We start from the raw sequence: 20,051 nt of genomic DNA on the forward strand, positions 1-20,051 counted from the left end.
AGATTGACCATGCGCCATGAACGGGTATCGGCCGCCGCTGCGGCGGAGATTGATCCGGAGACGCAGCCGAGAGGTGCCGATCTTCTGGCCCGGCAGCTCGCGGTGGCGGGCGCAACCCACGCCTTCGGCATTCCCGGCGGCGAGGTGCTGGCTCTCGTCGATGCGCTCGAACAAGCCGGCATTCGTTTCAAGCTCGCCCGGCATGAAAACGCCGCCGGGTTCATGGCCGAGGGACTCTGGCATGCGACCGGAGCCTTGCCCGTACTGGTCGCAACGCTCGGGCCCGGTGTCGCCAATGCGGTGAATGTCGTCGCCAACGCGCAGCAGGACCGGGTACCGCTCATCTTCGTCACCGGCTGCGTCGATCACGCACTGGCCGAGAGCTACACCCATCAAGTCTTCGACCATCAGGCCTTACTGAGGCCGCTGGTGAAGGCGAGCTTCCGGGCCGCGCCCGGCACCGAGGATCTCGTCGCTGCCAAGGCCATTGCCATTGCCCGGCGCGGCCGGCCCGGCCCGGTGCACATCGACCTGCCGATCGCGGTGGCGGAATCCCGTACGGCTCCGCGGGCGGCGTCGGTCATCCCGCATATCGCTCCCTCGGCACCAGTCGACCTCCAGTCCGCACGAGCTCTGATCTCCGCGGCGCAACGGCCGCTTGTCATCGCCGGGCTCGACCTCGTCGTTCAGGGCGGGGCCGCCGCGCTCGACCACTTCTTGTCTCACACCGGCGCACCACTGCTGACGACCTACAAGGCGAAGGGCCTTGTTCCTGAGGTCGACCCGCGTGTCATCGGGGGCGTCGGCCTCTCGCCGCGGGCCGATGCTATCGTCCGCCCGCTCATCGAGGCTGCGGATCTCATCATTCTCGCCGGCTACGACCCGATCGAGATGCGGCAGGGCTGGCGCCACCCCTGGCCCGGCAGCAAGCGGGTCATCGATATCGTGGCTGAGCCGGTCCAGCACGGCATGCATGGCTGCAGCCTGCAGCTCGAAGGTGATGTCGGCGCGATCCTGACGCGCCTGGCCGAAGGGACCGAGGCGAAGACCAGCTGGCCGGACGGCAAGCCGGCTGACGTCCGACGGGATCTCCGGGCTGCCTTCGCCGCGGCGGCCGGCTGGGGGCCGCATGCGGTGTTCGAGGCGATGCGTCGTATCGCTCCGGCCCGAACGATCGCGACCGCCGATTCCGGTGCCCATCGGATCTTGCTCAGTCAGATGTGGAGCTGCGACGGGCCGCGCCGCCTGCTGCAATCGAGCGGGCTGTGCACGATGGGCTGCGCCCTGCCTCTGGCGATGGGGGCTGCGCTAGGCACCGACCGCCCGATCCTTTGCTTCGTCGGCGATGCCGGCCTCGAGATGGTGCTGGGCGAACTGGCGACACTGCGCGACCTCGGTCTGCCGGTGATCGTCGTGGTGCTCGTCGACGAATCCCTCGGGTTGATCGCGCTGAAGCAGCGCCAGCTGGGCCTGAAGCGCGCCGGCGTCGACATCGGCGCGACCGATCTTGCTGCCGTCGCGCAAGCGATGGGCGGCCATGGCGCGACGATCGAGGACCGCGAAACCCTAGCACGCGAAGCCGAGGCCGCCTTCCGGCGCGGGGGCTTCACGCTGCTGGCCTGCCGGATCGATGCCGCAAGCTACGAGGGAGCCTTCTGATGGCGGCGCTCCCTCCCGCTGCGGCGAAACGGCCTCGCGACGCAAGGCTCGATTTCTTCCGCGGCCTGACGATGCTGATCATCTTCGTCGCACATCTGCCCGAGAACAGCTGGAATGCCTGGATTCCGGCGCGCTTCGGCTTCTCGTCGGGAGCGGAACTCTTCGTCTTCTGCTCCGGTATCGCGAGTGCGTTGGCGTTCGGCGGGGTCATCAGCCGGCGTGGCTGGTGGCTGGGCGCGGCGCGCATCGGCTACAGGATGTGGCAGGTCTATTGGGCGCAGATTGGTCTCGTCCTCGCGCTGATCGCGCTTGCCGCCGCGCTGGACCGCAGTTTCGGCTTCTCCATCCTCACGCAGCAGTTCCAGCCGTTGCTCGCCGATCCGGCCGGTGCTCTGTTCGGCATCGCCACCCTCAGCTGGCAGCCTGATTATCTCGACATCCTGCCGATGTATCTGGTTATCCTGGCGCTTGTGCCGGTGATGATGCTGGCGCGGCGCCTCCATACGATCCTGCCGTTCCTGATCGCGGCAACGCTCTATGCAGCGAGCTGGATGACGGGTCTCAACCTGCCCGGCAATCCATGGAACGGCGCCGGCTGGTTCCTCAATCCCTTCGCCTGGCAGCTCATCTTCTTCCTCGGCTTCTTCATCGCCATGAAATGGCTGCCGGTGCCGGCGCTCGGCGACCGCCGACTCATGATTGCGACCGCAGTATTCCTCCTGATTTCAGTGCCGCTGACCTTCTGGGGCCTGCTCGAGCATTGGCCTTGGGCGCAGGCTGCGCGCGACCTTCTTCTCCCCGCCAGCGAGAAGACCAATCTCCACATCCTGCGCGTCATGCATTTCCTGGCGCTGGCCTATCTGGTGCTCAGTCTGATCGAGCCCTGGCGGGCGCGGCTCGACAGCGGCGCAGGCCATCTCCTCGTCCTGATCGGCCGGCAGTCGCTGGCCTGCTTCCTCGCAAGCGTCGTCCTGGCGCGGCTGCTGGGCGCCATCGCCGACGCGGCCGGCCACGATGAGCCCATCGTCGCGCTGCTCAACCTCGCCGGCTTCGCGCTCATCCTCGCAACCGCGATTGTGGTCGGTTGGTTCAAGCGTGCGCCCTGGGCTGGCCCTGCACGGACGTCGATCCCCGAAGCGAAGAATCCGCCGACGGCAGTGATCGCGCCGACAACACGGGTCCGTGAAGCGAGTTGAATGCCGTTTGATCAGCCCGCTGCGAACTCCCTGAAGAGCGCCCGTTTTCGGCGCGGCAACGGAGAACCCCATGTCTCACCATAGGCACTATGATGTCTCCGGCGACAGCATCAGCGTCGCCAACGATGCGGCGCGCCTTGCCTGGAACGACACCCTCGAAGCGCTCATGGCCCATGCCGCGACCACGCCCGAGCATCTTGCCCTCACGCTCGCCCTCGATCCGAACTTTGCCATGGCCCACGCCGCCAAGGGGCTGATGCTGCTCTCGCTGGCGCGCAGCGAGTTGCTCGCTGCGGCACGCGATTGCCTTGTCGAGGCCCGTGCGGCAGCGCTGCTCCGGCCGATCACACGACGCGAGACGATGGTTATCGAGGCTCTGGGGCTCTGGCTCGACGACAGGCCGCGTCGGGCGGCGGAGCGGCTGGAAGCAATCCTGATCGCGCACCCTCTCGACGTGCTGGCGCTCAAGTTGTCGCATGGCCTGCGCTTCACGCTCGGGGACCAGTCCGAAATGCTCGCGACGCTTCGCCGCGTCGCACCGGGTTTCGGCGAAAGCCATCCGCTCGCCGGCTTCGTCCATGGCTGCCATGCCTTCGCGCTCGAGGAGAGGGGCCTTTATGCCGAGGCTGAGCGCGCAGGTCGCCACGCCGTTGCCTTGAGCCCGCGCGACGCCTGGGGCCGCCACGCCGTCGCCCATGTGCTGGAGATGACTGGCCGCATCGGGGAGGGCATCGCCTGGCTCGGCGATGGCCGCACTTTCGCCCATGCCAATAATCTGCGCTTCCACATCTTCTGGCACCTCGCCCTGTTCCGGCTGGAGCGCGGCGAGGTGGGCGATGTGCTCCGGCTCTATGACGAGGAGATCAGGGCCGAGCCGACCGACGATTACCGCGACATCGCCAACGGCGCCTCGCTGCTAGCCCGGCTCGAATATGCCGGGGTGGATGTCGGCCATCGTTGGGATGAGCTGGCCGCCAAAGCCGAGAGGCGCGTCAAGGACGGTCGCCTCGTCTTCGCCGATCTGCACTATGCCGTGTCGTTGCTCGGCGCGGGCCATTTCGATGCCGCGAACGCCATCGCTCACGGCCTGATGACAGATGCGATGGTTCATCCCAGTGACGAACGGCGCAGCGCCGCTCGCAGCGGCGCCCTCGCAGCCTTTGGCCTGATCGCCTTTCAGGAGGGCGATTACGGTGAGGCCGCACGCCTGCTCGGCGCCGCTCGCGACGGGCTCGTCGCCATCGGCGGCAGCCATGCCCAGCGCGACCTGTTCGAGCAGGCCTATGCCGAAAGCCTGATCCGAGCCGGCCAGTACGACCGTGCCGCGCATGTCCTGGAGGACCGCCTGACGCGGCGTGGCGGAGCGAACCTCTTCGCCGCGCGCCGGCTGGCGCGGCTTCACAGCTGCGGCGCCGGGCGCCTCGCCACGCTCGCCGTTGCCTCTACACCGCTCGCCATCGCCCATTGAAGGCAGAAAGGATAACCACCATGACTACCTCGGCCATCACCCAAGGCTTCGCGCTGCCTTCCGTCCGCACCGTGACGAACCTTGCGCTTGGTGGCTTCGCCGGCCTGGGCTTCTGGGAGCTGTTCTCAGCCGTACCCACCGCCTGGCTGGCGGAGTATCCGCTGGAGCCGCCGGAGCTGGTGAAGTCGCTCTTCGCGCATCAGCTCGGCCTGACGATCTCGACACCGACCGCAAAGCTGCTGCACTTCGCCACCGGATTCCTGTTCTATCCGTTGGGCTATTGGGTGCTGACACGCTGGGTGAGGAGCTTCGGCATGCCAGCGGATGGCTGGGTCTGGGGTGTGATCACCTACTTCATCGCGCTGGCGTTCTTCGCCCCGCTCGCCGGGCAGCATTTCCTCCTGAATGACGTGCCGCGCCTGTCGTTCATGAGCCTCGTCGGCCATGCGATCTATGGCTACGTCGCAGCTTACGTCTTCGAGATGCTGGAAGCGCGCGTATCCTGAAACCATCGATCGACGGGAGAAACGCCATGTTCGACAGGCGAGATGTCATCCGGCTGGCGGGGATCGCGACCATCGCGACGCTCGGCGGCGTAACGGCCCGGGCCGATGCCGAACAGCCAGTCAACACGATCGGCTCGCCCGACGGGCTCGCAATTCGCGGTTACGACCCCGTCGCCTATTTCCGCGACGGCGGTCCACGTCTCGGGAAGCCGGACTTCTCGGTTCGGCATGGCAGCGCGAACTGGCGCTTCGCCAGCGCCGAGAACAAGGCCTCGTTCGAGGCCGATCCCGAGCGTTACCTGCCGGCCTATGGCGGCTTCTGCGCCTACGGCACCTCGCGCGGCTATCTCGTGAAGATCGAGCCGGAAGCCTGGTCGATCGTCGATGGCCGGCTCTATCTGAATTACGACCTCGGCGTGCGGGGAACCTGGCTCAACCGAACGCGGACCTACATCGCCCGCGCCAACGCAAACTGGCCGAACATAACCACAAAGGATGTTAGGTGAGTGCAAAGTTGTCGTTCAACGCTGCAAATTCGAAACCCCAGTGCTGCGGGGCGCCAGACGCCGACATCTCGAGGCTACGCGGATGCAGACGCACCGGGCAGAGGATGACCTGGTTCGACTTTTGGTACCGAGCTGTCGCCCGTCAGCGGCATCGCAGGGTGAGCAGGGTGACGTCGATCGTCTTCGCGCGAAAGCCGGCTTCGCAGTAGCAGAGATAGAACTCCCACAACCGGCGAAACGGCTCGTCGAAGCCGAGTGGCGCGATCGCGGGCCAGCGTTCCAGGAAGCGCCTGCGCCACTCCTGCAGGGTCAGGGCATAGCTGCCGCCGAAATCGAGCCGCTCGCCGACTGCTAGACCTGCGCCTTCGGCGTTGCTTTCGAGGATCGGGAGGGACGGCAGGCAGCCTCCCGGAAAGATGTAGCGCTGGATGAAGTCGCTGCCGTGCTCATAGCTCTCGAACATCGCGTCGGCGATCGTGATCGCCTGCAGGAGGATGCGTCCCTCGGGCTTGAGCGAGCGGCTCAGCGTGTCGAAATAGGCCGGCCAGTACGAGCGCCCGACCGCCTCTATCATCTCGATCGAAACGATGCGGTCGAACTGGCCGGAGATGTCGCGGTAGTCCTGGAGGCGCAAGGAGACGCGGTCGGCAAGGCCGGCCGAGGCGACCCGCTGCTGCGCCGCTTCGAGTTGTGCGGGCGAGAGCGTGATCGCGGTCACATGACAGCCTTCGCGGGCCAGCCGCTCGGCCAGCGCGCCCCAGCCGCAGCCGATCTCTAGGATCTGCTCACCGCCCGACAGGTCGAGCATTGCGACGATCTTGTCCAGCCTGCGTTGCTGCGCGGCTTCGAGCGTCTCTGTCGGCGTCTCGTAGAGGGCTGACGAGTACATCATGCTGGCGTCGAGCCACTGGCTGTAGAAGTCGTTGCCGAGATCGTAATGCGCCGCGATGTTGCGGCGGCTGCCTTTGCGGGTGTTGGCGTTCAGGAGATGCCGGATGCGATTGAGCAGCCGTGCCAAAACAGTGCCCGAGACGAGCCCGCGCAAGGTCGCGTCGTTTCGGGCGCCCAGTTCGATCAGTGCCGTGAGATCCGGCGTCTCGAAATCGCCGCTGCGATAGGCTTCCGCTAGCCCGATATCGCCGTCGAGCAGCAGGCGACGCATCGCGCGCCAGTTCTTCAGCACCAGTGTGGCCTGCGGTCCGGAGGCGACAGGGCGGCTGGACAGGCGCTCGCCCTCGGGCGTGACGATGGTGAGGCGGCCGATCACGATGCGCAGCAGCAGGCGCCGGACGAACAGGCGCGAAAGGCTGATGCCGCGCGGCAAGGCGAGCGCTTGTTCGGCGATCGGGAGAGGTTGCTCGATCTCGGGGCGGCTCATGGCTGCGTCGATCCTTTGGCATGGGGCGTCGTCGCGCTGCCCAGGCTGAACGGCTGTTGCGGAGGCGCCGGATGCGGCCACCAGGGGATGCGCTTGGCCAGCAGCCGCAGCGCGTGCCAGTGAATGGCGGCGGTGACTTTCAGCGTGAGCAGCGGGTGGGTCGCCAGCAGCCGCAGCAATGCGCCATCGTTCAGCGCCGCGCGGCGGCCGCTGAGCGCCGTCGCGATCAGGCGGCCGTCCTGATCGTGACCGTCGATCGCAATCGAGACGCGCTCCGCCGGCGGCACGACCGTAAAGCCGTAGCGCATCTTCAGCCCCATGAAGGGCGAAACATGGAAGAGCTTGCCGGCCTCCTGCCGCAGCGGCTCGTTCGCTCCGTCCGCGGGCGAGACATAGCTGTGGACCTCGCCGAAGGTGTTGTGCACCTCGTAGATCGTGGCGCACAGGCTGCCGTCGCGGCGATAGCAGAAATAGGTGCTGAGCGGATTGAAGGCATAGCCGAGGATCCGCGGCATGGTCAGCAGCCGAACTGGGCCGTCGTCATAAGCGAATCCCGCTTCCGCCAGGATCGCCGCGATCTGCGGGCGCAGGGGCCGGCCGCTGCGGTCGCCGTAGTCGGCATCGCGAAATCCATAGAGATTGAACCGGTTTCGCGAGAACAGCCTGAGGTCCGCGGCCAGTCGATCGATCTCGTCGAGGTCGAGCAGAATCCAGAAGACGCGATAGGACAATGCATGTGGCTTCGGCCGGAAGCGGTGGTGCCGGACGCGCCCGACATAGAGGGCAGAGTGCCGGCTCATGCCGCTAGCCTCGGTCGCGCGGGCAACGGAATGCGGCCCGATTCATCCCGGACGCTCCAGGGCCGGCGCACGCCGCCGAGTTCCTCCGCCACGGCGAGACCCGCCTGCAAGCCGTCCTCATGGAAGCCCGCGCCGAAATGGGCGCCGCAGAACCAGCTGCGCCGTGTACCCTGCAGCGACCAGAGCCGCGCCTGCGCCGCCAGCGCCGCCGCGTCGAACAGGGGATGTTCGTAGACTTCCTCGTGCAGGATCGTGTCCTCCCGCAGCATGGCTGGCGGGTTGAGCGTCACGAAGAGCGGCTGCTGCTCGGGCAGGCCCTGGAGGCGGTTCATCCAATAGGTGACGGCGCAGGCGGCGTCCGGCCGGCTGCGCTCGCCGATATGGTTCCAGCACGCCCAGGCCCGCCTGCGCCGGGGCATCAAGGCCGCGTCGCCATGCAGCACGGCGCGGTTGCGGCTGTAGCGGAAGGCGCTGAGCACCTCGGTCTCGGCCGGGCTGGCATCGGCCAGCATGCCAAGCGTCCGGTCGGCATGCGTCGCGAAAACGACCTCGTCGAAGCGCTCGCCCCAGCCATCACCCTGGAGCACGACCTCGTTGGCGCCGCGCATGACCTGCCTGACCGGCACGCCGGCCCTGACGGCGCCAGAAAAGTCACGCCGCAGCTTGTCGACATAGACTGCGCTGCCACCGGTCACCGTGCGCCAAGCCGGGCGATCGGTAAGCTGGAGCAGCCCGTGATTGCGGTGGAAGCGCAGGAAGGCGGCAGCGGGATAGGATAGGATCTCCGAGCAGGGCGCCGACCAGATCGCCGCCGCCATCGGCAGGAGATGATCGTCCCGAAACGCCGCGCCATAGCCCGCCGCGGCGATATATTCGCCTAGCGAAACGGTCTCTCCGGCGGCCGCCAGAGCATCCCTCGCGCCGGCCCGGTAGAACCGCGCGATATCCTGCAGCATCGCCCAGAAGCGCGGATTGACGAGGTTGCGGCGCTGCGCGAACAGGCCCGCGATGCTGCTGCCGCTGTATTCGAGTTTGCCGCCGTCGAGCGACACCGCGAAAGACATCTCGGTCGGCTGAGTCGCGACCTCAAGGTGCTTCATCAGCGCAATGAAGTTCGGATACGTCGCTTCGTTGTAGACGATGAAGCCGGTATCGACTGCCGTCTCGCCGCCGCCGGGAGCTGCCACGCGCACCGTGTTCGCATGGCCGCCCAGCCGCGGCTCGGCCTCGAACAGGACGACCTCATGGGCCTTTCCCAGGAGCCAAGCGGATGAAAGGCCGGAAATGCCGGCGCCGACGACAGCGACCCGCCGCGCTTTCCCTCGTTCCCGCTCCATGTCCACGTCTCCGCTGGTCGTGAGCGGTATACGGCGCGTCGGTGGTTCTGGATTTGCGGGCGCCGCGCGAAAAATCCGCGACCTGGCTGACCCGGAGCCGGCCCTCCTGCGTAAGCGAAGGCAGGCGCGCATATCCGGGAGGACACGGCGATGGCGGCAGGAGGCCTGAGACGGGCGGGCGCGGCAGTTGGCAGCTACGCCGCCCATCCCGATCCGCGAGCGGCCATCGCCAACACCGTCGCGCTGGTGATCGTTTCGAACCAACCCTTCTATCCGCTCTATCTCTGTTGGGCGGTGTCGCCGGTGATCGCGCCCTCCTATCTGACGTTCCTTTCGACGCCCTTCTTCGCCGCCGTTCCGGCCGCGATGCGGTACAGCCCGCGTCTCGGGCGGTCGCTGCTGCTCGTCGCCGGCATCGGCAACACGGCGCTCTGCCGGGTCGCCTTCGGGCAGGGCTCGGGTGTCGAAGTCTTTCTGTTTCCCTGTCTCGTGCTCGCGCTCCTGCTGTTTCGCCGCGCGGAGCGCGCTTTCACACTCGGCTTCGTCGCCCTGAGCTTCACTGCCTATCTGCTGCCGGCAGCGAGCCTCAGCGCCCCGCTGCACCTCTACGAGCCCGCCGAATACGCCGCATTGCAGCGACTGAACTTTCTCAGTGCCGCCTCATTGACCGTGCTGATCGGCTGGCTGTTCGTCTCGCGCCTGGCGACGATTTCAGACCCGGATGAAACCGAAGGGAGGCGTCGAGCGTAAGCACGGAAAGCCGCCGAAAGGACCCTCGCGATGAAAGCTCCGCTGCTCGCCGCCGCCGTCGTCCTGTCCTCCCTTGCCAGCGCGGCCGCCACGGATATCGACGGAGTCTGGCTGCGCGACGACGGCAATGCGCGCGTGCGGATCGCGCCCTGCGGCGACAAGATCTGCGCGACCAACCTCTGGATCGGTGACACCAGTGGTGGCGAGGAGGCAGGGGACAAGCTCGTCATGACCCTCTCGCGCCGGGCCGACGGCAGTTATTCGGGAAATGCCTACGACCCCAAGCGCGACAAGAACTTCTCCATGACGGTCAAGGTCTCGGAAGGTGCCCTGGTCACGCGCGGCTGCATCGTCGGGGGCCTGCTCTGCCGCGACGTGAACTGGACGGCCGCGAAGTGACGGCGATTTGCACGGATTGCCCTCGCGAACGGTGATCCGGCGCGGCGGAACAGGCGTATCTGCGGTATGGTTGCGGCACTCGCCTTGACTGTTGGAAGCACGCGCGAGGCACGAGCCACAGCGCATGGAAGCCGGTTCGCCGCATTGTTCGACCCTGACGCATTGATTGCCGCGATAGCGCGCTCCGGCGACCGGGCTGCCTTCGCGGCGCTGTTCGACCACTTCGCGCCGCGCGTGAAGGGCCTTCTCATGCGCTGCGGGACCCCTGCCGAACTGGCTGAGGAGGTCGCGCAGGACACCCTGCTAACCGTCTGGCGGAAGGCAGCCCTGTTCGACCCCGCGAAAGCCAGCGCGGCGACCTGGATCGCGACGATCGCGCGCAACAAGCGCATCGACATAGCCCGCCGTGAAACCCGCTCGCGGCTGTCCCAAGTCTACGAGATCCTCGATGAAGAACCACCCGAACAACCCGATGCGACGCTCTCCGGAGCCGAGCGCGAAGCCCGCGTGCGCGCTGCGATGACGCAGCTCTCGGCCGACCAGTATCGCGTCGTCGAGCTCGCTTTTCTGGAAGGCTTCAGCCACCAGGACGTCGCCCGGCGCCTCGCCATTCCGCTCGGCACGGTGAAGTCGCGCCTGCGGCTGGCGCTGTCCCATCTGCGCGGCAAGCTGGAGGATCTGCGATGAGCGCCGTTCATCGTCCGTCCGACGAAACGCTTGCCGCCTTTGCCGCCGGGCAGCTCGACGAGGGGCTCGCACTCGTCGTCGCATGCCATATCGAAGCCGACCCGGAGAGCCGGCAGCGGGTGCGGGAGTTCGAGAGCATGCAAGGCGCGCTGCTCGACACTGTCGAACCCGTAGCGATGGTCACGGAACTGCAAGATCCGGGAGCTCACGACCTCACCGACGCGCGGCCCGCTCGAATCGACGTGCCGCCGGACACTGCGATGCCGCGTGTGCTGCGCCCCTATGGCCTCGGGCCTTGGCGGCCGATCGGCATCCGTGTCGCGATGAGGCGCGTCGCGGTGCCCGGTGCGGCTGCCCGGGTATTCATGTTGCGCGCGGGACCAGGCATCGCGCTGCCGCACCATAGGCACAGCGGCTTCGAATGGAGCACCATTCTCTCGGGGGCCTACGAGCACGAATACGGGCGTTACGCGGCCGGCGATTTCGACGAAGCCGACGCCGAGCATGAGCATAGCCCGCGCGTGGACCCGATCGAGGGCTGCACCTGCATCGTTGCCCTGACCGGCAACGTGCTGTTCCAGGGCTGGCTCGGGCGGCTGCTGCAGCCTCTGGTGCGGCTGTGACCTCCACATCCTTCGGCCTCGCTGTGCTGCTCGCGCTGGTCGCGATGTCGCTCTTCATGTGGCTCGCGACGGCGATCGAGCGCCACAGCGGCAATTCCGGCTGGATCGACGTGGTCTGGACCTTCGGGCTCGGCACCACGGGAATCCTCGGAGCGCTGCTGCCCTTCGGGGCGGGGCCGATATCGCGGGGACTGCTGGTGGCGAGCCTCGCGCTTGCCTGGGCTTTGCGGCTCGGCCTCCATATCGCGAGGCGAACCAAAGGGATCGGCGAGGATCCCCGCTACGCCAAGCTCAAACGCGACTGGGGCGCCGGCGCGCCGCGGCAGATGGCGCGGCTGCTCCAGATGCAGGCCCTCGCCAGCACGCCGCTGGCGCTCGGGATCATACTGGCGGCGCATCGGCCCGAAGTCGGTCTGAGCTGGCAGGACTTTGCCGGGGCTGCAATTTTCGTCGTCGGACTTGCGGGCGGCGCCATTGCGGATGGGCAATTGCGTGCCTTCATCCGGTCGGGAAGCGGCGGCGTCTGCGAGCGCGGCCTGTGGGCCTGGTCGCGCCATCCCAACTACTTCTTCGAATGCGTCATTTGGTGCTCCTATGCGGTGATCGCCGCCGGACCTGCCTATCCCTGGGGTTGGCTGGCCGTGCTGGCGCCGGCCTGCATCACACTGCTGCTCACCCGCATCTCGGGGATCCCGCCGCTGGAAGCGCACATGCTCTCCAAGCACGGCGCGGCCTATCGCGCCTATCAGAAAAGAACGAGGGCACTGCTCCCGCTGCCGCCGAAAGGAGCGACATCATGACGATCATGCAGAAGCTCGCGAGCTGGGGGGAAGCGCTGCCCTTGCCCGACATGGTCAGCCGGATGGCGATCTCCTCGCTGGTCGGGCGAACGAACCGCTCCCTCACGGAGCAGTCTGCCGACACGGCCCGTTTTGCCCGTGAGATGGCGGCATTTCCGATCGCGACGCATACCGACGCCGCCAACACCCAGCATTACGAGGTGCCCGCCGCATTCTTCGATCTCGTCCTGGGCCCGCGCCGCAAATACTCCTGCTGCTACTACGCCAATCCCGGCGACAGTCTCGCCACCGCCGAGAATGTGGCGCTGGCGCTCTCCGCGGAACATGCCGAACTCACCGACGGCCAGGACATCCTCGAGCTCGGCTGCGGCTGGGGCTCGCTCTCGCTGTGGATGGCGGCGCAGTATCCGAATTCCCGGATCGTTTCGGTCTCCAACTCCGCCTCGCAGCGAGCCTTCATCGAAGCACAGGCCGCCCGCGAGGGACTCGGAAATCTTCGGGTCATCACCGCGGACATGAATGATTTCGCCACGTCCGAGCGATTTGACCGCGTCGTCTCGGTCGAGATGTTCGAGCACATGGCGAACTGGCGCGCGTTGCTGGCCCGCATCAAGGGCTGGCTGAATCCCGATGGCCGGCTCTTCATCCACGTCTTCGCCCATGCACAGGGCTGCTACCGCTTCGACGTCGCCGATACGGAGGACTGGATCGCGCAGCATTTCTTCACGGGCGGCCTGATGCCGAGCGCCGCGCTGGCGCATCAGTTTCCCGACCTCTTCACCGTCGAGGCCGAGTGGCGCTGGGGCGGCGAGCATTATCGCACGACGGCCGGGGACTGGCTGGCCAATTTCGATCGCAACCTGCCGGCCATCGACCCGATCCTGCGCCAGACCTATGGAGCGGACGCCGTCCTCTGGCGGCGACGCTGGCGCCTGTTCTTCCTGGCCACGAGCGGGTTGTTCGGCCATGCCGACGGCAGCGCCTGGGGCGTCAAGCATTACCGGCTGCGACCGGCCTGACAGGGGAGGGGCCTGAAATCAAACCCAGCCCCAGGCGATTGCGCGCCGCAGCGCGCCATAGGCGACCCAGCTGCAGAAGCCGACGACGACCGTCCCGTAGACCATGTCCGCCAGCGTGATCGTCAGTGTCCAGGGCCGCAGCGTCGCGTAGTTCGTCAAATCGTAGGTCGCATAGGCGAACAGGCCGAGCAGAGCGCCGTTGAGCAGCGCAGCGCTCGCGCTGCCATCCCGCAAGGCCGGCATCAGCGCGAAATGGACCACGCCCAGCGGAAAGCCGAAATAGAACAGAGCAGCGGGCCAGTACCGGACCTGTTCGACGATGAGGTCGCCGAGCGCTGGGCGGTAGAGCCTGGTCGTCATCGTACCGAGCCAGATCGCATCGCAGATCCCGAAGGCGATGAGAAAGGCTGCGTAGCCAACGATGAAGCGCATTGTGACCTCCGAGGGCATTTCACGCAGATACGTTCGGTGCGGGAGGCCGGTTCAGCCGTGAGGTTTCTTTGTACTGCGATGGCGCGCTTCGTTGATCCGAGTTGCTCCATGACACGTTGCGCCATGTCGCGGCCTCCTCCGCGCCTTCTCACCTGAAATGTCCGACGTTTCGTCGCCGGTTGGAGATCTGGCTTTTGTCTCCTTCTTGCTGATCGAGCGGTCACCAGCCTCAACGATCTTAACTTGCAAGAACGCGCTGCCTTCTTGAGCGATATGTCTGTCATCGGTGATGCCCTGCTCGAGGCGACCGATTGCGCTCGGGCGCACTACGAAATCTGGGGCAATTCGGAGCCCGCCTTGCACGCCCCCATCATGCCAAGATGCGCATCTGAGCCCGACGAAAAACGGGAGCGACCTGCATGCATGGGCTATTCGTGGAGGGAAGCTCCAGAATCCTCGGGTCCTGAATATGCGGATCTCCGGGCAAGGCGGCGAACGGCCATCTCCAGACATCAGCCGGTTTAAGTGGGCACTGCCGACCAACCGCCGCCGGCGGCAGCTTTGCGCCAGTACCGGTCATTCATGGATCGCCCGAAACCAGAACGTCAGATCGTCAGATCGTCAGGTTCTCAAAGCAGCCATCAACTCGGCAGTAGCAGAATGTGCGAAGCGATCTTCTCGGCCAGCGCAGCCTCATGTGTCGCCATGGACCTGAGACCTTTTTCTCCTCTGATCTGAGGGAGAGGCCTGGGCTTCATCGCTGGGCTCAGGCAGCCTGTCTTTCCAGGCGCGGACACGAGGGCGAACTCGGCAGCCGGCATGGTGCCGACAACCGAGTGCGGTCGGTGCCGGTTGTAGTTCACCTGTGGACTGGCCGAACCGTTTTCACCGCGACATCCATGCCAGCGGCCACATCACGATCTGCGGGAAGATCACGAGCAAAGCCAGCACAATGAGCTGAGCAACCATGAAGGGCTGGACGCCCTTGATGACGCCAGTCATCGGCGCCTTGGCGACACCGCAAACGACGTTCAGCACCGTGCCGACGGGCGGCGTGACCAGGCCGATCGCGTTGTTCATGATGAACAGCACCCCGAAATAAACCGGGTCGATGCCGGCCTGCTTCACCACCGGCATCAGCACCGGCGTCATGATCAGCACCGTCGGCGTAAAGTCGAGCGCCGTGCCAACGATGAAGACCAGCAACATCAGCACCGCCATGAGCAGAATCTGGTTGCCCATGAACGGCGCGACCATGTCCGCGACCTGCTGCGGAATGTTGGCGGTCGTGATCAGCCAGGCCGAGACGCCAGCAGCGGCGACCAGGAACATGACCACTGCGGTCGTCTCGGCGGCCCGGTACATCAGGTGATACAGGTCCGAGAACTTGATCTCGCGATAGATGACGAGGCCGACGAAGAGCGAGTAGGCCGCCGCGATGACCGCCGCCTCGGTCGGGGTGAACCAGCCGACCTTGAGGCCACCGATGACGACAACGGGCAGAACCAGGGCCCAGGCCGCGTTACGGGTCTCGGTCATGCGTTCGGCCATGCTGCGCTTGGGCTCGACGCGCGGATTGTCGCGCTTGATGCTCCAACGCCAGGCCAGCATGATCGCGACACCCATCATGATGCCCGGCACGATGCCGGCGATGAAGAGCTTGGTGATCGAGACCCCGCCTGTGACGCCGAAGATGATCATGCCGATCGAAGGCGGAATCACCGGAGCGATGATGCCGCCGCAGGCAATGAGCCCGCAGGAGCGGTTGATATTGTAGCCGGCGTTGCGCATCAGCGGGATTAGAACCGAGGCGAGCGCCGCCGTATCCGCCACGGCCGAGCCGGAAAGCGAGGCCATGATCACCGCAGCGATGACCGCGACATAGCCGAGGCCGCCGCGGATATGGCCGATCCACGCCATCGCCATGGTGATGATGCGCCGGGTCATGCCGCCGGCATTCATCAATTCGCCGGCGAGCATGAAGAAGGGTACGGCGAGCAGCGGGAAGCTGTTGGCGCCGTCCCACATGTTCTGAATGACGATCTGCGGGTCGTCGATGCCCATATAGAGCATCATCGTGAGGCCACAGCCGATCAGCGCGAAGGCGACAGGCATGCCGAGCGCCATCAGGCCCAGCAGCGAGGAGATGAAGACGAAAACGATCATTGTTTGGCTCCCCCGGTCCCTTGAGCCTTCAATTCGCGTTCAGCCTCGAGGCCTTCGGCCATCCCCTCCTCGTTGACGTCGATGAGCTCGTCGTCACGCACCTGCCCGCGCGCCAGCCGGACGAGATTGGCGAGGCAGATCATGGCGATGGCCGCGCCGGTGACATAGCTCACGCCATAGACCCAGAGCATGCTGATCTGGGCCACGGGCGAGGCATTGCCTGCGATGATGTCGTGCTGCAGCCAGGTGCCGTAGAAGATGAACAGTGCGCAGATCAGCATGATCACCTGGCTGATCGCCCAGCAGACCTTGCGCCCGAATATGGGAAGCGCCTGGACCACCATGTCGACGCCGAGATGGCTGCGCCGATGCAGGCCGATGATGCCGCCGAGGAAGGTCATCCAGACAAAGGCGAAGCGGGGCATCTCCTCGGAAAGGTCGATGCCGGTGTTGAAGAACAGCCGCAGCACCACGTTGCCGAAGACCATCACCAGCATCACCGCCATGCAGAGCACGAGGATGGCCTCGATCAGGCGGAAGAAACCGCTCACCAGTTTGTCGAGCAGACTGCTCATGCGGCGCACCTCGCGGGGCATTCATGAAAACGGGCCGGCGACATGCCGGCCCGGACAGATAGCAGGGCCGCGACCTCAGTTCGAGGCGCGGACCTTGGCGATCTCGGCGATGAAGCCGTTGACGAAGTCCTCGCCGATCTGGGCCTTGAACTTCTCGACCACCGGCTGGACCTTGGCCTGCACCTTCTTCAGATCGTCGGGCGACACCTCGTTCACAGCGACGCCGGCTTCCTTGAACTTGGCGATCACGTCGCGGTCACCCTCGTCGAGCAGCTTGCGCTGCAGCAAGCCGGCCTCGACCGCCGCCTTCTGGATGCCTTCCTTATCGCTGGCCGAGAGGCCGTCCCAGAACTTCTTCGAGGCGACCAGAGCCACCGGGGTGTAGACGTGGTTGGTGACGGAGATGAATTTCTGCACCTCCTGCATCTTGTTCGCCCACATATGCTGGAGCGGGTTCTCCTGGCCGTCGAGCGCCTTGACCTCGAGGGCGGTGAAGACCTCCGAGAAGGCCATCGGCACCGCGTTGGCGCCGATCGACTTCCAGGTGTCGAGCGCCACCGGATTGGCCATGACGCGCAGTTTCAGCCCACCGACATCCTCGGCCGTCTTCACGGCGCGGCGGCTGTTGGAGAGGTTGCGGAAGCCCATGCCGGTCCAGGTCAGACCGACGAGGCCGCTCGGAGCGATCTTCTCGAAGATCGCCTTGGAGGAGGGGCCATCGAGGACGGCGTAGACCTCCTTCTGGTTCTGGAACAGGAAGGGCAGATCCCAGACCTGGACCTCCTTCACCCGCGTCGAAAGCGGGGCGAGCGTGCCGATATAGAATTCTTGCGTGCCGGCCTGGACCGCCTGGAGCTGCTTCTCGTCCGAGCCGAGCATCGCCGAGTGGAACGGCTGAATCTTGACGTTGCCGTTCGTGTAGGTGCTTGCCAGCTCCGCGAACTTGGTCACGGCTGTCGCCTGCGGGTGGGTGTCGGGCATCGCATGCCCGATCTTGGCCTTGACCTCGGCCAGCGCGGCGGTCGAGCCGAGCAGGGTAGCGGCGAGGGCGGCGATGAAGCCGGAGCGCGTCATCACGTTTTTCATAGCGATTATCTCCCTATTGTCAGGTCGCTTGCCGGCGCTCTAGCTCGCTTTCGTGCGACCTGTCCATCGTTGGCTTCAGTTCCGGTACTTCTTGATCTCACCGTAGAAGTCGTTGACGAAGGCGGCGCCGATGACCTCCGTGTTCTTCTCGATCACGGGCTGGATCGCCTTGCGGATGGCGTCGAGCTCGGCCGGCGGCATCTCGGTCGCGACCATGCCCTTGGCTTTCAGCTCCTTCAGCACATCGGCCGCCTCGCGCAGCTCGATTTCGCGCTGGAAGACGCGGGTGGTTTCGGCCGCCGCCTGAACCTGCGCCTGCTGCTGCGGCGAGAGCGAATTCCAGAAGCGCTTGGAGGCGACGAGCGCCACAGGCGTGTAGACGTGGTTGGTCACGGTCAGGTGCTTCTGCACCTCGAACATCTTGTTGGCGTACATGTCGACGAAGGGATGCTCGTAGCCGTCGAGCGCCTTGGTTTCCAACGCCGTATAGACCTCGGTGAACGCCATCGGCACCGCGTTCATGCCCATGGCATTGAAACTCGCAAGCGCCATCGGGCTCTGCATGACGCGAACCTTGAGGCCTTTCATGTCGGCCAGGCTGGAAACGGGGCGCTTGCTGTTGGAGAAGTTCCGGAATGCACCGCCCGACCAGGCGAGGCCCTGGAGATTCATGTCGCCGAGATTGTCGAGCAGGCGCTTGCCGGCAGGCCCGTCGAGCACCGCGGCGGCTTCCGCATCGCTGGCGAAGAGGAACGGAAAGTCGAAGATCTGCAGTTCCTTCTTCCGGGTCGCGATCGGAGAAAGCGCGCCCATGTAGAAGTCGACCGTGCCGGACTGCGCGGCGATCAACATCTTCTCCTCGGAGCCGAGCGTGGCATTGCCGAAGACGTCGATCTTGACGCTGCCATTGGTCGTCTTGGCGACCTCCTCGGCAAAGCGCTTCATCGCCGCCGAGCGCGGATGGGAATCGGCGAAGGAATGGCCGAGCTTCGCAGTCTTCACGTCCTGCGCGCGAGCCGGGGCTCCGGCCAGGACGCCTAGCGCGACCGCGGCGGCGAGCGTGTTCAGTACCGTTCTGCGGGTTGCCTGCGTCATGGCGATCTCCAATCCCTGTTGGCGCATCGGCTCTTCTGGCGGCGCCGTTGACCCCAGATAATCGGGCCGCTGTCAGCTTGTCAAACAACTGACAGCATGACAATGTCGATCGCCGTGGAGGCGCTATGCTGCTGTCATCGATTGGTTCCCGGCCAAATCTCGCGGCGGATGCCGCCACTGCGTTGGTCCGCTCGATCCGGCAAGGCGATCTCCAGCCCGGCGCTCGCTTGCCGTCGGAGACGGAGTTGGCCCGCCAGCTCGGTATCAGCCGCCCTGTCATCCGCGAGGCGATCGCCTATCTCAAGGCCGATGGCGTCGTCGAGAGCCGCCGGGGCCTGGGTCTCTTCGTCAATCAGCAGGATGCGCTTCGTCTGCGCCGGGACGAGATCGCGGCTTCCGAAGAATCGATCCTGACCTTCCTGGAGTTGCGGCTGGGTCTAGAGGTCGAAGCCGCGCAACTGGCATCGTTGCGCCACACCCCCGAAGATCTCGAGCGCATCGAGGCCGCGGCCATCGCGATGAACCAGGCCGATGACGAGGGCAGGGACAGTGCGTCGCACGACCTCGCCTTTCACATTGCCATCGCGACCGCGTCGCGAAATCGCATGTTTCTCTCCGTCCTGGAGTTCGTCTCGGGTCCGCTGCTGGGCTCGATCAAGAGCATGCGCGACAAGGACCGCGGCGACCATTCCAACGTCGTCATCCGCCGCGCCGACCATGCGGCGGTGCTGGACCGCATCCGCGCCAAAGACCCGGACGGGGCGGGGGAGGCGATGCGCAAGCACATCAGCGAATCCTATCGCCGATACGCGGAGAGGATCTTTCACGCCGGGCAAGCCCCGCCACACCCGGCGCTTCGATCCAGAAACGTCTAGGGCGAAGCCCCCCGACAATCATCACGAAATCATCGGCGCGCCAGCCCGCGCAACGCATCCCATCTAATGCCGGCAAGGACATGTCATGAAGATCACCGCGATCGAAACGCTGCGGACGGAGGAGTTCGGCAATGTGCTGTGGGTGCGGGTCCATACGGATGCCGGCATCATCGGCCTGGGCGAGACCTTCTATGGCGCGGGAGCCGTCGAGGCGCATCTGCACGACACGCTCGCCATGCGGCTGCTCGGCAAGAACCCGCTGCATATCGAGGCGCTGCATCGCGAGATGACCAACCTGCCGATGGCGCAGGCCTCGACCGGCGTCGAGTCGCGCGCCACCTCGGCGGTCGACATCGCGCTCTGGGACATTTTCGGCAAGGTCTCCGAACAGCCGGTGCACCAGATGCTCGGGGGCCTGTGCCGCGATCGCCAGCGCATCTACAACACCTGCGCCGGCTACAAATATGTCAGCTCCAAGAACATCAAGCCGGTGTCCAACTGGAAAATGGGCGAGGCCGAGGGGCCCTACGAGGATCTCGACGGCTTCATGAATCGAGCCGATGCCGTCGCCGAGAGCCTGCTCGAAAGCGGCATCACGGCGATGAAGATCTGGCCGTTCGATCCGCCCGCGATCGAGAACCACGGCCTGTTCATCACGCCCGAGCAGATGCGCAAGGCCTGCGAGCCCTTCGAG

The 20,051-nt window shown here is 65.7% G+C and carries 21 protein-coding genes; 13 read left to right on the top strand and 8 right to left on the bottom strand.

Annotation, left to right across the window (positions count from 1 at the left end; all coding sequences use genetic code 11):
* The first annotated feature begins 9 nt into the window (after nt 1-9).
* From VGN82_RS05635 to VGN82_RS05655, 5 genes are all read left to right on the top strand, one after another.
* Nucleotides 10-1,659, top strand: a complete 1,650-nt coding sequence (locus tag VGN82_RS05635; protein ID WP_327526019.1) for a thiamine pyrophosphate-binding protein — start codon at nt 10-12, stop codon at nt 1,657-1,659.
* Nucleotides 1,659-2,855, top strand: a complete 1,197-nt coding sequence (locus VGN82_RS05640; RefSeq protein ID WP_327526020.1) for an OpgC family protein — start codon at nt 1,659-1,661, stop codon at nt 2,853-2,855. The genes VGN82_RS05635 and VGN82_RS05640 overlap by 1 nt, the downstream gene beginning before the upstream one ends.
* Nucleotides 2,856-2,925: 70 nt before the next feature.
* Nucleotides 2,926-4,323 (top strand): tetratricopeptide repeat protein, encoded by a 1,398-nt coding sequence (locus VGN82_RS05645; protein ID WP_327526021.1) that lies wholly within the window; start codon nt 2,926-2,928, stop codon nt 4,321-4,323.
* Between the two features lie 20 nt (nt 4,324-4,343).
* Complete coding sequence (locus VGN82_RS05650; protein WP_327526022.1) at nt 4,344-4,829, top strand: hypothetical protein; 486 nt, start codon at nt 4,344-4,346, stop codon at nt 4,827-4,829.
* Between the two features lie 26 nt (nt 4,830-4,855).
* Nucleotides 4,856-5,335 (top strand): YHS domain-containing (seleno)protein, encoded by a 480-nt coding sequence (locus VGN82_RS05655; RefSeq protein ID WP_327526023.1) that lies wholly within the window; start codon nt 4,856-4,858, stop codon nt 5,333-5,335.
* Between the two features lie 142 nt (nt 5,336-5,477).
* On the opposite strand, the gene VGN82_RS05660 is transcribed toward VGN82_RS05655, so the two are convergent.
* The 3 genes from VGN82_RS05660 to VGN82_RS05670 are packed head-to-tail and all read right to left on the bottom strand — an operon-like array spanning nt 5,478 to nt 8,850.
* On the bottom strand, nt 5,478-6,713 hold the full coding sequence (locus VGN82_RS05660) for a cyclopropane-fatty-acyl-phospholipid synthase family protein (RefSeq protein ID WP_327526024.1): 1,236 nt from the start codon (nt 6,711-6,713) through the stop codon (nt 5,478-5,480).
* Nucleotides 6,710-7,513 carry a DUF1365 domain-containing protein gene (locus tag VGN82_RS05665; RefSeq protein WP_327526025.1) on the bottom strand — a complete coding sequence of 268 codons (804 nt, stop codon included), beginning with the start codon at nt 7,511-7,513 and terminating at the stop codon, nt 6,710-6,712. Before VGN82_RS05665 ends, VGN82_RS05660 begins: the two co-directional genes overlap by 4 nt.
* On the bottom strand, nt 7,510-8,850 hold the full coding sequence (locus VGN82_RS05670) for an NAD(P)/FAD-dependent oxidoreductase (protein ID WP_327526026.1): 1,341 nt from the start codon (nt 8,848-8,850) through the stop codon (nt 7,510-7,512). The genes VGN82_RS05665 and VGN82_RS05670 overlap by 4 nt, the downstream gene beginning before the upstream one ends.
* A gap of 150 nt (nt 8,851-9,000) precedes the next feature.
* Between VGN82_RS05670 and VGN82_RS05675 the strand changes: the two genes are divergently transcribed.
* From VGN82_RS05675 to VGN82_RS05700, 6 genes are all read left to right on the top strand, one after another.
* A complete protein-coding gene (locus VGN82_RS05675; RefSeq protein WP_327526027.1) occupies nt 9,001-9,600 on the top strand; it encodes a hypothetical protein in 600 nt (199 codons plus the stop codon).
* A gap of 30 nt (nt 9,601-9,630) precedes the next feature.
* Nucleotides 9,631-9,999, top strand: a complete 369-nt coding sequence (locus VGN82_RS05680) for a DUF2147 domain-containing protein (RefSeq protein WP_327526028.1) — start codon at nt 9,631-9,633, stop codon at nt 9,997-9,999.
* Between the two features lie 144 nt (nt 10,000-10,143).
* The gene (locus VGN82_RS05685) at nt 10,144-10,686 is read left to right on the top strand and encodes a sigma-70 family RNA polymerase sigma factor (RefSeq protein WP_327526029.1); all 543 of its coding nucleotides are present in this window, start codon (nt 10,144-10,146) and stop codon (nt 10,684-10,686) included.
* Nucleotides 10,683-11,309 (top strand): ChrR family anti-sigma-E factor, encoded by a 627-nt coding sequence (locus tag VGN82_RS05690; protein ID WP_327526030.1) that lies wholly within the window; start codon nt 10,683-10,685, stop codon nt 11,307-11,309. Before VGN82_RS05685 ends, VGN82_RS05690 begins: the two co-directional genes overlap by 4 nt.
* Nucleotides 11,306-12,109, top strand: a complete 804-nt coding sequence (locus VGN82_RS05695) for a DUF1295 domain-containing protein (RefSeq protein WP_327526031.1) — start codon at nt 11,306-11,308, stop codon at nt 12,107-12,109. Before VGN82_RS05690 ends, VGN82_RS05695 begins: the two co-directional genes overlap by 4 nt.
* Nucleotides 12,106-13,128: an SAM-dependent methyltransferase gene (locus tag VGN82_RS05700; protein ID WP_327526032.1), complete on the top strand. Its 1,023-nt coding sequence runs from the start codon at nt 12,106-12,108 to the stop codon at nt 13,126-13,128. The genes VGN82_RS05695 and VGN82_RS05700 overlap by 4 nt, the downstream gene beginning before the upstream one ends.
* An 18-nt stretch (nt 13,129-13,146) precedes the next feature.
* On the opposite strand, the gene VGN82_RS05705 is transcribed toward VGN82_RS05700, so the two are convergent.
* From VGN82_RS05705 to VGN82_RS05725, 5 genes are all read right to left on the bottom strand, one after another.
* Nucleotides 13,147-13,560 carry a DUF2177 family protein gene (locus VGN82_RS05705; RefSeq protein WP_327526033.1) on the bottom strand — a complete coding sequence of 138 codons (414 nt, stop codon included), beginning with the start codon at nt 13,558-13,560 and terminating at the stop codon, nt 13,147-13,149.
* 885 nt (nt 13,561-14,445) lie between these two features.
* Nucleotides 14,446-15,726: a TRAP transporter large permease gene (locus tag VGN82_RS05710; protein ID WP_327526034.1), complete on the bottom strand. Its 1,281-nt coding sequence runs from the start codon at nt 15,724-15,726 to the stop codon at nt 14,446-14,448.
* Nucleotides 15,723-16,301 carry a TRAP transporter small permease gene (locus VGN82_RS05715; protein WP_327526035.1) on the bottom strand — a complete coding sequence of 193 codons (579 nt, stop codon included), beginning with the start codon at nt 16,299-16,301 and terminating at the stop codon, nt 15,723-15,725. Before VGN82_RS05715 ends, VGN82_RS05710 begins: the two co-directional genes overlap by 4 nt.
* 75 nt (nt 16,302-16,376) lie before the next feature.
* The gene (locus tag VGN82_RS05720; protein WP_327526036.1) at nt 16,377-17,387 is read right to left on the bottom strand and encodes a TRAP transporter substrate-binding protein; all 1,011 of its coding nucleotides are present in this window, start codon (nt 17,385-17,387) and stop codon (nt 16,377-16,379) included.
* 75 nt (nt 17,388-17,462) lie between these two features.
* Nucleotides 17,463-18,482 carry a DctP family TRAP transporter solute-binding subunit gene (locus VGN82_RS05725; protein ID WP_327526037.1) on the bottom strand — a complete coding sequence of 340 codons (1,020 nt, stop codon included), beginning with the start codon at nt 18,480-18,482 and terminating at the stop codon, nt 17,463-17,465.
* A gap of 125 nt (nt 18,483-18,607) precedes the next feature.
* Between VGN82_RS05725 and VGN82_RS05730 the strand changes: the two genes are divergently transcribed.
* Nucleotides 18,608-19,357: a FadR/GntR family transcriptional regulator gene (locus VGN82_RS05730; RefSeq protein WP_327526038.1), complete on the top strand. Its 750-nt coding sequence runs from the start codon at nt 18,608-18,610 to the stop codon at nt 19,355-19,357.
* An 85-nt stretch (nt 19,358-19,442) separates the two neighbouring features.
* Nucleotides 19,443-20,051, top strand: a 609-nt coding sequence (locus VGN82_RS05735) for an enolase-like domain-containing protein (protein ID WP_465247920.1), incomplete at its 3' end; no start/stop codon positions are given.

Origin of the sequence: Allobosea sp. (assembly GCF_035999205.1) — a bacterium.
GTDB lineage: Bacteria > Pseudomonadota > Alphaproteobacteria > Rhizobiales > Beijerinckiaceae > Allobosea.